This window comes from Burkholderia sp. MSMB1835 (assembly GCF_001526365.1).
GTDB lineage: Bacteria > Pseudomonadota > Gammaproteobacteria > Burkholderiales > Burkholderiaceae > Burkholderia.
Window position 1 is genome coordinate 42,829 of record NZ_LOYP01000028.1, and the last position, 13,124, is coordinate 55,952.

Consider the following 13,124-nt stretch of genomic DNA (forward strand, 5'->3'; position numbering starts at 1 on the left):
GGCCGCCGCGGGCGGCCCGGCATCGCCGCCGGCGCAACGGCGGTTCCAGCAGAAGAGGTTCAGATGATCAATTTGTCGAAAGGCGGTCGAGTCAACCTGTCGAAGGAAGCGCCCGGCACGCAGAAATTCCGCATCGGTCTCGGTTGGGACGCGAACGCGACGGACACGGGCACGGATTTCGATCTCGACGTGTCGGTGTTCCTGTGCAAGTACGATGCGCAGAGCAACCCGAAACTGATCTCGGATCAGCATTTCGTGTTCTACAACAGCGAAGTGCGCACGATGGAGCGCAAGGAAACCTTCATCCAGCCGGGCGACGATTTCCCGAAGCGCGGAATGCCTTCGTCGAAGTGCCTGGGCGTCGTGCATAGCGGCGACAACCGCACGGGCAGCGGTGACGGCGACGACGAAGTGATCTTCATCGACATGACGAAGCTCGCGGCCGACGTCGAGGAAATCTCGGTGGTCGTGACGATCGACCAGGCCGAAGCGCGCCGCCAGAATTTCGGGCAGGTTCGCAACAGCTATATCCAGATCGCCGACGAGGTCTCGGGCGCGGTGATCGCGAAGTACGCGCTCGAGGAAGACTTCTCGATGGAGACGTCGGTGCAGGTCGGCAGCTTCTATCGTCGCGACGGCCACTTCATGTTCAAGGCGGTCGGCGCAGGCTACAACCGCGGCCTCGGCGATTTCGTCCGCGCGTACGGCGGCGCGGTCTGACTGGCGGGAGCCCGGCGCGCGGCACCCCGCCGCGCCGGGCAGGAAGCGGCGATGACGAATCCGTCCGACGAGCCGAAGCGGCTCGAGTTCGATACGACGCCCGAGCGCACGCCCGGGCGTCTTGCGTTCGACGCGCCGGCCGCGCCCGGTGCGCCGGTCGCGCGTGCGCCGGCGCGACCGGCACCTCAGGCGCTCGACTTCGGGCCGGCGCCCGCGTCCGATCAAGCCGTGCGCACGGCGCCCGCCGATGCGGTGGGCCGCGCGCTGTTCGGCGAATCGAATCACCCGCAGCTCGAAGCGTGCTTCCGCGCCGCGCAGGCGAGCTTTCCCCATCTCTATCCCGATTACGCGCCGCGCATCGAGCGGCATATCCGGCAACTGGTGCCGCTGAAGCTCGCGACGGTCGCGACGATCGGCGACGGCGCGCTGGAGACGGCCGGCAACCTCGTCGAGGCCGTCGCGGCGACGACGCGCGAATTCAACGAACTCGGCGCGGCCGACATGATGGCGGGGCTGCTCGCGCAGGCGACCCGCAAGGCCGGCATGTTCGAGCGCTGGTTCGGTGCGGCGTCGGACCATGTCGACTACCGCGCGGCGCTCGGCGCGCTCAAGCAGTCGCTCGGCTTTTTCCCGCGCCGTACCGAGGCGCTCGCCGCGCAGGTCCGCCATGCGGAGGAGAGCCTCGTCGTCGTGCTCGCGGCGCTGAGCGCGGTGTCGGACGTCGTGCGGGCGCCGGACGACGCGGGCGTCGAGCGCACGCTGTTCGATCGACGCAACATCGTCGGGCAGGCCGTCCAGCAGATCCGGATGCAGCCGGCGCAACTGCGCGGGCTCGACGAGCGCGTGACCGACCTGCTGTCGCGCGCCGACCACCTGATGAACGTCGTGCTGCCGGCGGCGCTGGCCGCGCGGCCGTCGCGCTGAGCGCACGATACGGCCGCATGCGCGTCGGCGCACGCGGTCTCGTGTCGGGCGCGACAGTTTCGCGCGCGCGGCCGCGAGTCTGTTATCTTCCCGGCATCTCATCGCTTTCCCGCCGATTCTTCATGACCGACCGCATCGTCGCCGCCTTCGATTTCGACGGCACCATCACGACTACCGACAGCTTTCGCCATTTCGTCCGCCATGCGGTCGGCACGCCGCGTTTCGCGTGGGCCGGGCTGCGGGCGTTGCCGTGGATCGTCGCGATGAAGGCCGGACTGCTGTCGCGCGGCGACGCGAAGGCGAAGTTCGCATCGTTCGCGTTCGGGCCGATCCGCAAAGACGCGCTCGATGCGCAGGCGCGCAGGTTCGTCGACAGCTATCTGCCGAACCTCGTGCGTCCGGAGATGCTCGAGCGCATTCGCGAGCATCGCGCGCGCGGGCATGAAGTCGTGCTGGTCAGCGCGTCGCCGTCGCTGTATCTGGAGAAGTGGGCGAAGACGGCCGGCTTCGACGCCGTGCTCGCGACGCGGCTCGCGTTCGAGCGCGGCGTCTTCGCCGGGCGGCTCGACGGCGAGAACTGCTGGGGGCCGCAGAAGGTCGTGCGGCTGCGCGGCTGGTGGGGCGACCGGCCGCCGCAGCAGTTGTTCGCATACGGCGACAGCCGCGGCGACAAGGAAATGGCCGAGCTCGCGAACTGGTCGTGGATCCGCGGGCAGGGGCCGATGCCGCCGATCGGCGATCGATGAAGCGCCGATGCGTTGATGCGCGCCGTCGGCGTTACGCGTCGGCTTGCGCGCGGTGCGTGCCGCGAGACGGGCGATAGCTGCCCCAGCGATTCGCGCGCGCGAACGTGCCGACGTCGTTGAAGCGTACGCCGACTTCGCGCAGTGCCGCATGCGCGGTGCGCGCGGTCAGTTGCCGGATGTAGAACGGGTCGCGCACCACGAAGTGATGGATCGCGTGCGTGCTGCCGAAATTGAAGCAGAACAGCTGGAACGGCAGCATCCACCACGGGTTCAGCACCTGCGTCTGCTGGATCACGTTGCGCGAATCGATGTCGCCGAAATAGTGCATGTTCGAGCTGACGAAGTTGATGCAGAAGCTGCGCACGAAGTTCGGCCCGAGCCACACCACCGCCAGGAAATCGACGACGCACATCACGTGCTCGACGACGGCCGGCACCGTTACCGCGTAGCCGCACGCATGCAGCGCGAACAGGCCGACGTGATAGACGACGAACGCATGCCATAGCGTGTAGTACAGGTGACCGACCGGCATGTACGACGACACCTGCTCGACGCGCAACTGCCGGCGCTCGGACGGATCCTGCACCGGCTGCGCGGCCACGTACTGCTTCACCTTGCGGCGCATCGCGGCCGGTCGCAGCACGACGGCGAGCATGCCGTCCGCGATCATCAACAGACGCTTCACGCCCCAGCGCTCGCCGTTGGTGATGCCGAATTCCTCGAGATCCGATTCGCCGCCCGACACCTTGTGGTGATGCAGGTGCATGCGCCGGCGCGTCCACGGGTTGATCGTGCCGGGCCGCGTGAGCCAGCACAGCGCCATCATCAGGTGATACGCCCACGGCGTCTTCTTGAAGTACATCAGGTGGATCAGGTCGTGCTCGAGCTCGTGGATCAGCGACGTGACGAACGCGGCGAGCGGCAGCGCGACGTACCATGCGATCGCGCCGCGCGCATACAGCCATGCGATCGCGAGCATCGCGCTTACCGACGCGGCCATCACGGTCGCGCCGACGAGATTCTGGTTGTCGAGCAGCGGAAAGCGCGCGCGGATCGCGTCGCTCGCGGCGTTGACTTCGCGGCGGACGTACGCGACCTTGTCGGCGTCGTTTCGAAAGACGGTTCGTGCGGGTGGGCTCATCGACCGGAATCCGTGCGGAAAGAGTAGGGCGCAATGCCGATGCGACAAGCATAGGCGCGTGCCGGCGCGCATGCGAGGGCCGGCGGTGCCAATGGTGGTGTCATTTCGGGCCACGTTGGCCGGCAATCCGCGTTCGATGCGCCGGTACGCGGCTAGAGTGCCGCCGCGGTGTCATTGCGGGCCAGCGACGCTACAATCCGCCGAAACCGCCCGGAGTGAGCCGCATGGTCCCGTCCGTTCCGGATGCCGCGCGCCAGTTGAACAAGGCGACGGTATCGTCCGCGTATGCATTGTTCATGCTGATGCTGGCCGAGGAGCGCGGCATCGACGGCGGCCGCATTCTCGCCGGCTCGGGCGTCGAGCGCGACCGGCTCGCGCAGCCCGATGCGCGCATCACGCCGCTGCAGCAGGCGACGATCGTGTTCAACCTGCTCGACGCGACCGACGATCCGTCGATCGCGATCGAGATCGGCTTGCGCAGCAGCCTGACGAAAGCGGGGCTGATCGGCTTCGGGCTGATGAGCTGCGCGACGCTCGGCGAGGCGATCGCGCTCGGCATCCGTTACCTGCCGACGCGCGTGCCGTTTTTCTCGGTGCGGCTCGCGCAACTCGACGGCATCGTCGACATCGACGTGCTCGAAGCGTTTCCGCTCGGCCGGCTGCGCCAGTTCGCGGTGGAAAACTTCCTGGTCGAGACCGCGATCCTGTTCAATTCGCTGCTGTATCCGACGCCGGGGCGCACGCTGCAGTCGCGTGCCGAACTCCATTTCGAATGGCCGGAGCCGCCGTGGTTCGAGCGTTATCGCGCGCGGCTGCCGCGCTGCCATTTCGATGCGAGCGCGAACCGCATTCGCTGCGACGCGGCGCTGCTCGACGAGCCGATCGGCACCGCGAACGCGCAGACCGCGCAGATGATCGTCCAGCAGTGCGAGGCGGAGCTCGCGCGGCTCGGCTATGCGGAGAGCATCGTCGAGCGCGTGCGCAACCTGCTGATCTGCGACGAAGGCGGCTATCCGTCGGTCGACGACGTCGCGCGTGAGTTGCACGTGTCGGCGCGCACGCTCAAGCGCAAGCTCGCGGAATACGGCGCGACCTATTCGGCGCTGCTCGACGAGATCCGGCTGCGCGACGCGCTGCGGCTGCTCGAAGGCACACGGCTGCCGGTCGACGAGATCGCGGCGCGCGTCGGCTATACCGACCGCGCCAATTTCACGCGCGCGTTCAAGCGCTGGACGGGCGTTGCGCCGAGCGAGCGGCGCTGAACGCCGCACCGGCATCGGCGTGCCGGCTCCCGCTCGCGCGCCGATGCTTCTTCAAGCCGTCATGCCTTCAGACCATCGCGATCCAGTTCGCGCCGCGGCCGCCCGGCACGCGCGCGTGCAGCGACAGCGTGCCGTCGTGCGGCGCGATCGCATACACCGCCACGTGTTCCGACCGTTCGCCGCAGGCGACGAGCCAGCGTCCCGACGGATCGATCGCGAACCCGCGCGGCTGGGCTTCGGTGGCCGTCGCGTGCGTGGGCTCGAACGACCCGTCTTCGTGGCGGCGATAGCCGAGCAACCGGCTCGACGTGCGCTCGCTGACGTACGCGAAACGCATGTCGGGCGTCAGGTGCAGATCGGCGGCCCACACGGACGGCTCGGCGGGGGCGGGCGGACGCGCATGGCCTTGCGCGAGGTCGGCCACGGCCGGGTGGCGCGCACTCACGCGTGCGTCGCCGAGCCGGCCGGTGTCGGTGTCGCGGGCGAAGGTCGCGAGCGTGCCCTGGAATTCGCTGACGACGACCAGCGTGCGGCCGTCATCCGCGAATCGCAGGTGGCGCGGACCGAAGCCGGCCGGCACGCGCGTTTCGCCGTGTTCGACCGCGCGCAGGCCGGCGGCGTCCTCGACGAGCGCGAAGCCGAACACGCGGTCCGAGCCGAGCGAGCTGACGTACGCGAAACGATCGTCAGGTGACACGATCACCGCGTGCGCGTTCGCGATGCCGCCCGCGACTTGCAGCGGCGCGCCGTCGCCGTCGCGCACGCGTGCCGCATCGTAGACGCTCAGCGAATTTCCGCCGTACGATGCGCCGAGCAGCCAGCGGCCGCTGCGGTCGAGCGACAGGTACGCATGGCTCGCGTCGATCGCGGTCGTGCCGATGCGCGCGAGCGCGCCCGTGGCGGCGACGCGGAACGCGACGATCGTCGGCTGCTCGCCGCGCGTCGCGACGTAGAGCCGCGTGCGGTCGGCCTGCACGGCGATCGGCATCGCGACGTCGGCGGCCGGATAGTGGGCGAGCGGCGCGAGCGTGCCGTCGCCGGCGAGGGAGAACGTGGCGAGGTCGCCGTCGGCGGCATTCGAGACGACGACGGTCAGGCGGTCAGTGTTCGGCATGGCGGAGCATCGGGGCGTGCGTGAGGGAATCGTCGGCCGGCCGGCCGCGCGGCGGATCGCTGCGCCGCTGCGTGCGCGCGAACAGCGCGGCGACCGCGGCGACGAGCGAAGCGATCGCGAGCGCATACAGCCCGCCCGTGATCGAACCCGTATGTTGCTTCAGATAGCCGAAGGCCGTCGGCGCGACGAAGCCGCCGAGGTTGCCGACCGAGTTGATCAGCGCGATCACGGCCGCGGCCACGCGCGTGTCGAGATAGCCCTGCGGGATCGGCCAGAACAGCGACGCCGCCGCCTTGAAGCCGAGCGCGGCGAAGCAGATCGACGCGAACGACCACACCGGATCGGGCGACGTCGACGCGAACAGCCCGCACGCGGCGAGCACGAGCGCGAACGCGAGCCAGCGCTGCGGATGCTTCCATTTCGACGACAGCACCGCGAAGCCGTACATCGCGCCGATCGCGATCATCCACGGAATCGTGTTGTACAGACCGACCTGGAAATCGGTGAGGCCGCCCATCTTGCGGATGATGGTCGGCAACCAGAACGTGGCCGCGTAGATCGTCAGCTGGATCGAGAAGTACAGGAAGCAGAACAGCACGATCTGCGGATCGCGCAGCAGCGTGGTGGCGCGCACCGGCACGTTCGAGCGGACGTCGCGCGTGGCGCGCTCGTCGTCGAGCGCGTTCTGGAGCGCCGTGCGTTCCGCGGGCGTGAGCCACGTCGCGTCGCGGATATGCGATTTCAGCAGCAGCCAGCTTGCGCCGCACAGTGCAACCGAGAACAGCCCCTCGATCAGGAACATCCATTGCCAGCCTTCGAGGCCGAAGCCGCGGATCGACAGCAGTGCGCCGGTGACGGGCCCCGACAGCACCGACGCGAACGCGGAGCCGCCGAGGAAGATCGCCATCGCCTTGCCGCGCTCCTGCGGCGGCAGCCATTGCGACAGGTACAGCACGACGCCGGGGAAGAAACCGGCCTCGGCCGCGCCGAGCAAAAAGCGCAGCACGTAGAACGACGTGTCGTTCCACACGAACGCCATCGCGGCCGCGACGATGCCCCACGTCGCCATGATCCGCGCCAGCCATACGCGCGCGCCGTAGCGCTGCATCAGCAGATTCGACGGCACTTCGAACAGCGCATAGCCGACGAAGAACAGCCCGGCGCCGAGCCCGTACGCGGCCGCGCCGATGCCGATCGACGCTTCGAGATGGCGATCGACGAAGCCGACGTTCACGCGGTCGATGTAGTTCGCGATGAACATGATCAGCACGAGCGGTAGCACGTGCCACTTCACTTTCGAGACGGCGGACGCGAGCGGGTCGCGGCCGGGCAGGGCGGACGAGGGCGGGTTCAACGGTGTCTCCGGTCGGGCGGCCGACGGGGCGGCAGCTCCGTGTCGGCGTCTGGGTGGTGGCTTGTGTAGTACGTCGTCGTATGACATGGTACGCCGGAGTATCGGGGATGGCGTCGCGGGTTTACCCGGAAATCCTCCCGATAACGACGAAGTTGTCGACAAGGGATGTTTTGCTCGTAATGTCTGATGACGTATGACATCAAGCCAGTTGCCGTCGCGACGAGCGGCGCCTTCGGGGGGCGTACCGCATATGAAGAAGGGCAGAAGCTCGGCGCGATCGCGTTCAACGACGCGCAGGCGACGCGCGCGCCGTTTGCAGCGGAGGGCGGCTACGTTCCATCGACGGATGCGCTCGCGGTTGCGGCAAAATACCTCGCGTGCGCACCCGGCGACGGGCGCGACGCTCGCCGCGAACCGCGGCGATTTCATGCCTTGACGACGGAGCAACGGATCATGCAGGACAACCAGTACGCGCGGCATGTGTTCGCGTTCAACGGCGACGCGGACGGCCTGTGCGCGCTTCAGCAGTTGCGGCTCGCGCAACGCGTGCAGGGCACGCTCGTGACCGGCGTGAAGCGCGACATCAGGCTGCTCGAGCGTATCGACGCGGGCGCAGGCGACCTCGTCACCGTGCTCGACGTGTCGCACGACCAGAACCGCGACGCGTGCGCGCGGCTGCTGCGCGACGGCGCGACGGTCCGTTACTTCGATCATCACTTTGCAGGCGAACTGCCGGACCACCCGCGCTTCGACGCGCATATCGACACGGCCGCCGACGTCTGCACCAGCGCGATCGTGAACCGCCATCTCGGCGGCCGGTACGCGCGCTGGGCGATCGTCGCGGCATTCGGCGACGAACTGCCGGCGCTCGGCGATGCGCTGGCGCGCGAGCACGGCGTCGACGAAGCCGAGCGTTGCGTGCTCGCGGAGCTCGGCCGCTATCTGAACTACAACGCATACGGCGAGTGCGTCGGCGATCTGCATTTCGATCCGGCGGCGCTCGCGGACGCGATGCTGCCGTGCATCGATCCGCTCGATTTCGTGCGCGAGACGGCCGTGTTCGCCGCGCTGCGCGACGGTTACCGCGACGACATGGCGCGTGCATGCGCGCTCGCGCCGGTGCGCGAGGTGCCGGGCGCGACGCTCGTGCGGATGCCCGATCTCCCGTGGGCGCGGCGCGCGACCGGCATGCTCGCGAACGAGCGGATGCGCAATGCGCCGCATGCGGCGCTCGCGGTGCTGTCGCCGCGCGCGGACGGCGGCCTCGTCGTCAGCGTACGCGTGCCCGACGGCCGGCCGATCGGCGCGGACGAGTTCTGCCGCGGCTTCTCGACCGGCGGCGGGCGCAAGCGCGCGGGCGGCATCAACCATCTGCCGGAAGCCGAGTTCGATGCGTTCGCCGAGCGCTTCGAGGCCGCGTTCCGGCTCGATTGACGCGACCCGTCGTGACGACCCGCTCGGTCGGTCGCACCGGCGGTACGGTCGGTCCGTCGGGCGGCCGCAGCGCGATGCGATGCGTTCGGCGTTGCACCAGCCGTGCGGATGCGCGGTGTGCAAGAAACCGCTCGACGCACCCCAGCCGCGGAAACATGCCGTGCGTGCCGCCTTCCGGCAGTGCGACTTCCATCGAATCGAAGCCGATCGTGCGGCCGCACGCGGTGTCGGCGTGACGCGCCGGCGGTGACGGCCGGCGTCGACACCGTGCGGCGCAGCCGCGACAATACGCGTCTCTTTTTGCTTTCGCCATCGAGGTGCCTGCCCGTGTCCACCCAGTCGTCCGTTGCCCCCGCGATCGTCTGGTTCCGCGACGATCTGCGCGTGACCGATCAGCCCGCGCTGACGCGTGCGGTCGCATCCGGCCGGCCGCTCGTCTGCGTTTTCGTCGACGACACGGGAGCCGGCGCCGGGCCTGCGCTCGGCGGTGCGGCGCGCTGGTGGCTGCACGGGTCGCTGGCAGGGCTGGACGCCGCGCTCGCGCGGCAGGGCGGGCGCGTGCTGTTGTTGCGCGGCGACGCGCCGCGCGAGATCGAGCGCGTCGTCGCCGACACGGGCGCGGCGGCCGTGTACTGGAACCGCCGCTATGCGCAGCCGCAGCGTGACGCCGACGCGGCGCTGAAGGCGTCGCTCAAGGCGCACGGCGTGACGGTGGAGAGCAGCAACGGCAGCCTGCTGAACGAGCCGTGGGAGGTGCTGACGGGCAGCGGCGGCCCGTATAAGGTGTTCACCGCGTACTGGCGCGCGGCGCGGCGCGATCGCACGGTCGCCGCGCCGCTGCCGGCACCCGGGCGGATCGCGTTTCATCCGTGGCCGAAGGCCCTGCGCGATCGCGCGCTGGCGCTCGACGCACTCGCGTTGCGTCCGCATGCGCCGGACTGGGCCGGTGGCCTGCGCGATGCGTGGCCGGCGCCCGACGAGGCCGGCGCGCACGCGCAACTCGACACGTTCGTGACGACCGCGCTCGCCGGCTATGCGGACGCGCGCGACCGGCCCGATCTCCCGGCGACGAGCCGGCTGTCGCCGTTCCTGCGCTTCGGCAACGTGTCGCCGCGGCAGGTGTGGCATGCGGTGCAAAGCGCCGCGAGTGCGGGCGGCGCGGCGTATGCGGCGCACGCCGACAAATTCCTGAGCGAGCTCGGCTGGCGCGAATTCAGTTACATGCTGCTGTATCACTTCCCGGCGCTCGCGACCGACAACTTCCGCGCGCAATTCGATGCGATGCCGTGGCGCGCCGATCCTGCGGCGTTACGTGCATGGCAACGCGGGCGGACCGGCTACCCGCTCGTCGATGCGGGCCTGCGCGAGCTGTGGACGACCGGCTGGATGCACAACCGCGTACGGATGGTCGTCGCGTCGTTCCTGATCAAGCATCTGCTGATCGACTGGCGCGCGGGCGAAGCATGGTTCCGCGACACGCTGGTCGACGCCGATCCCGCGAACAATGCGGCGAGCTGGCAATGGGTAGCCGGCTGCGGCGCCGATGCCGCGCCGTATTTCCGCATCTTCAATCCGGTCGCGCAGGGGCGGAAGTTCGACCCGGACGGCGCGTACGTGCGGCGCTGGGTGCCCGAGCTTGCCGGCCTCGACGATGCGTCGATCCATGCGCCCTGGGAAGCGTCGCCGCTGGCGCTCGACGCGGCCGGCGTACGGCTCGGCGTCGACTACCCGGCGCCGCTCGTCGAGCACGCGGCCGCGCGCGCCCGGGCGCTCGATGCGCTGGCGGCGTTGCCGAAGCGCCGTTGACCGTCCGCTCCGGTTTGCCGCCTCAATTGCAGAACGCGACGTGCTCGAGCAGCGCGTACGCGACGCCCGCATCGAAGTAGGCCGCGCCGCACCACGCGACGAACGCGAGCGTGCCGGCCGCCAGTGCCGCGCGGATCATGCCCACGCCGCGCGGCCCGATGCCGGGCGCGCGACGCGCGCGTCGTCGATCGGCAGGTGCAGCAACGCCGCGAGCACGCCGAGCGCGATCGAGCCGATCCACAGCGGCAGGTACGAATGCGTCGCGTCGTACACGATCGCACCGAGCCACACGCCGAAGAAGCTGCCGAGCTGGTGCCCGAAGAACACGAAGCCGAACAGCGTCGCGATGTAGCGCACGCCGAACACCTGCGAGATCATGCCGTTCGTCAGCGGCACCGTGCCGAGCCACGTGAACCCCATCACGGCCGCGAACCCGTAGACGCTCGCGGGCGACAGCGGCGCGGCGACGAACGCGGCCATCGCGAATGCACGCACGAGGTACAGCACCGACAGCACGTACTTGCGCCGCAGCAGTCCGCCCAGATGCCCGCACGCGTAGGTGCCGGCCACGTTGGTCAGCGCGATCAGCGCGAGCGCGACGCTTGCGTGGCGCGCGGGCAGTCCGTGGTCGAGCAGGTAGGCGGGCAAGTGCGTCGCGATGAACGCGAGCTGGAAGCCGCATGCGAAGAAGCCCGCGTTCAGCAGCCAGAAGCCGCGATGCGCGAACGCCTCGCGCACGGCTTCGCTGATCGACTGGTCGGGGCCGGCTGCGGCGCCGGCCGCCTGCGCGGGCCGGTCGCGCAGCAGCACGGCGAGCGGTGCGAGCAGCGCGGCGAGGAGCGCCAGCGCGACGAACGCGTGCCGCCAGCCGATGCCGCCGATCAGTTCCTGCGCGACGGGCACCATGCAGAACTGGCCGAGCCCGCCGATCGCGCCGGCGATACCGAGCGCCCAACCGCGCCGGTCGGGCGGGAACAGGCGGCTCAGCGCGCCGTAGATCGACGCGAACGCCGAGCCCGACAGCGCGACGCCGATCACGAGCCCGGCGCCGACCGTGAACAGGCCGGTCGACGCAGCGTGCGCCATCGTGACGAGCCCGGCCGCGTACAGCAGCATGCCGGCGACGATCACGCGCACCGAGCCGAAGCGGTCGGCCACCATCCCGGTAAACGGCTGCGCGACGCCCCAGATCAGGTTCTGCAGCGCCAGCGCGAGCCCGAACGCTTCGCGCGACCAGCCGTGGTCGAGCGAGACGGGCGCGAGGAACAGGCCCTGCACGTGGCGGATGCCGAGCGCGGCGCCCATGATCAGACCGCCTGCCAGCACGGGCAGCCAGCGGCGCCGGACTTCCTGCTCGATCGGGGTCATGCGTGTCTCCGGATGAAGGCGCGCGGCGAAACGGCCGCGCTCGATCCCGATTAGACGAGCGGGGCGGCTGTCGCTCAAGCGATCATTCGGTCAGGTTGACATGCGCAACGGGAATGCGAAGCGGGCGGCCGTCGTCTGCGCTCGCGCGCATCCGCATCGCCGGCTCAGGCCGACGTCGTATCGTGCGCGTGCATCGCCGCGTCGCATTCGGCCGCTTCGGCGAGTATCCAGTCGCGCACGTCGGCGACTTCGCGGCGCGGGGCCGGATCGTGCTGGAACAGCCAGTAGCCGTACGTTTCCGATCGCGTCTGCGTGTGCGGCCCGAGCACCGCGAGCCGGCCGTCGGCGAGCATCGGCGCGACGAGCGCGAGCCGGCCGAGCGCGATGCCCTGGCCCGCGATCGCGGCCTGGATCACCTGGTCGTACTGGTTGAAGCGCAACACGCCTTTCGGGCGCGCGTCGCCGAGCCCCGCCGCGTGCAGGTGCGCGTGCCACTGCAGTTGCGGCTGCGGCGGCCCGTCGAATTCGAGCAGCACGTGATCGGCGATCGCCGCCGCGCTCGCGACCGGCCGCGCGGCGAGCGCGGGATGCGCGACCGGCACGACGATCTCGTCGAACAGACGCAGCGCACCGGCCGGCGCACGGTCGCGCGGGCAGTAGCGGATGCCGAGGTCGATGCCTTCGGCGCGCAAATCGAGTACCTTGTCGTTCGCGGCGACGCGTAGGTCGATCGCGGGCAGCCGCGCCTGCAACCGTCCGAGCCGCGGCAGCAGCCAGAGCGCGGTCACGCCGATGCTGGCGGTGATCGTCACGGGCTGGCGCTCGCGCGCGGCGGCGAGCGACGCGACGGTGTCCTGCAGGCTGTGCAGCGCCGCATCGGCGACGTGGAACAGCCGCTCGCCTTCCGGCGTGAACGCGATCTTCCGGTAGCCACGCTGCAGCAAGGTCACGCCGAGATGCGCTTCGAGCGCATGGACCTGACGGCTGACCGCCGACTGCGTGACGCACAGGTCCTGCGCGGCGAGCGTGATGCTCATGCGGCGGCCGACGGCGACGAAACCGCGGACGAGATCGAGCGACGGGAGACGGACGAGTGGCGTTGACATGCGTGTGGCTCATGCGAACGGAGCAGCAAGATTGGTTGAGAACGCGGCACGCGTCAAGTTCAATGGAGGCGGGTCGATCGCGGAAGCGGGACCGAGCAAGCGCCGAGGCGGCGACCCGGACCGACCCGGAAGCATGGGATTCCAGTAAG

The 13,124-nt window shown here is 69.9% G+C and carries 11 protein-coding genes; 6 read left to right on the forward strand and 5 right to left on the reverse strand.

All coding sequences use genetic code 11. From position 1 onward, the window contains the following. The first annotated feature begins 63 nt into the window (after positions 1 to 63). The 3 genes from WS96_RS12195 (at position 64) to WS96_RS12205 (ending at position 2,390) form a co-directional block, all read left to right on the forward strand. Positions 64 to 720: a TerD family protein gene (locus WS96_RS12195; RefSeq protein WP_006482759.1), complete on the forward strand. Its 657-nt coding sequence runs from the start codon at positions 64 to 66 to the stop codon at positions 718 to 720. 51 nt (positions 721 to 771) lie between these two features. After that, positions 772 to 1,644, forward strand: a complete 873-nt coding sequence (locus WS96_RS12200; RefSeq protein ID WP_059832791.1) for a hypothetical protein — start codon at positions 772 to 774, stop codon at positions 1,642 to 1,644. Positions 1,645 to 1,766: 122 nt separating this feature from the next. Then, positions 1,767 to 2,390 (forward strand): HAD family hydrolase, encoded by a 624-nt coding sequence (locus tag WS96_RS12205; protein WP_059832794.1) that lies wholly within the window; start codon positions 1,767 to 1,769, stop codon positions 2,388 to 2,390. Between the two features lie 31 nt (positions 2,391 to 2,421). Here WS96_RS12205 and WS96_RS12210 read toward each other — a convergent pair whose 3' ends face one another. Next, positions 2,422 to 3,531, reverse strand: coding sequence for a fatty acid desaturase (locus tag WS96_RS12210; protein WP_059832796.1), 1,110 nt, complete (start codon positions 3,529 to 3,531; stop codon positions 2,422 to 2,424). Between the two features lie 224 nt (positions 3,532 to 3,755). Between WS96_RS12210 and WS96_RS12215 the strand changes: the two genes are divergently transcribed. Then, a complete protein-coding gene (locus WS96_RS12215; protein ID WP_059832798.1) occupies positions 3,756 to 4,793 on the forward strand; it encodes an AraC family transcriptional regulator in 1,038 nt (345 codons plus the stop codon). Positions 4,794 to 4,860: 67 nt separating this feature from the next. Here the strand turns inward: WS96_RS12215 and WS96_RS12220 are convergent, their stop codons facing one another. Together WS96_RS12220 and WS96_RS12225 are read right to left on the reverse strand one after the other, a co-directional pair. Then, the gene (locus tag WS96_RS12220) at positions 4,861 to 5,907 is read right to left on the reverse strand and encodes a lactonase family protein (protein WP_059832802.1); all 1,047 of its coding nucleotides are present in this window, start codon (positions 5,905 to 5,907) and stop codon (positions 4,861 to 4,863) included. Continuing rightward, positions 5,894 to 7,261: an MFS transporter gene (locus WS96_RS12225; protein ID WP_059832805.1), complete on the reverse strand. Its 1,368-nt coding sequence runs from the start codon at positions 7,259 to 7,261 to the stop codon at positions 5,894 to 5,896. The genes WS96_RS12220 and WS96_RS12225 overlap by 14 nt, the downstream gene beginning before the upstream one ends. Positions 7,262 to 7,714: 453 nt before the next feature. On the opposite strand from WS96_RS12225, the gene WS96_RS12230 reads away from it, so the two are divergent. Continuing rightward, entirely contained in the window at positions 7,715 to 8,695 is a 981-nt protein-coding gene (locus tag WS96_RS12230) for a hypothetical protein (protein ID WP_034207941.1), read from the forward strand. A 327-nt stretch (positions 8,696 to 9,022) separates the two neighbouring features. After that, entirely contained in the window at positions 9,023 to 10,501 is a 1,479-nt protein-coding gene (locus tag WS96_RS12235; protein ID WP_179949937.1) for a cryptochrome/photolyase family protein, read from the forward strand. 135 nt (positions 10,502 to 10,636) lie between these two features. Here the strand turns inward: WS96_RS12235 and WS96_RS12245 are convergent, their stop codons facing one another. Next, positions 10,637 to 11,869: an MFS transporter gene (locus tag WS96_RS12245; RefSeq protein ID WP_059832813.1), complete on the reverse strand. Its 1,233-nt coding sequence runs from the start codon at positions 11,867 to 11,869 to the stop codon at positions 10,637 to 10,639. Between the two features lie 164 nt (positions 11,870 to 12,033). Further along, the gene (locus WS96_RS12250) at positions 12,034 to 12,975 is read right to left on the reverse strand and encodes a LysR substrate-binding domain-containing protein (RefSeq protein ID WP_059832815.1); all 942 of its coding nucleotides are present in this window, start codon (positions 12,973 to 12,975) and stop codon (positions 12,034 to 12,036) included. Between the last annotated feature and the right edge of the window lie 149 nt (positions 12,976 to 13,124).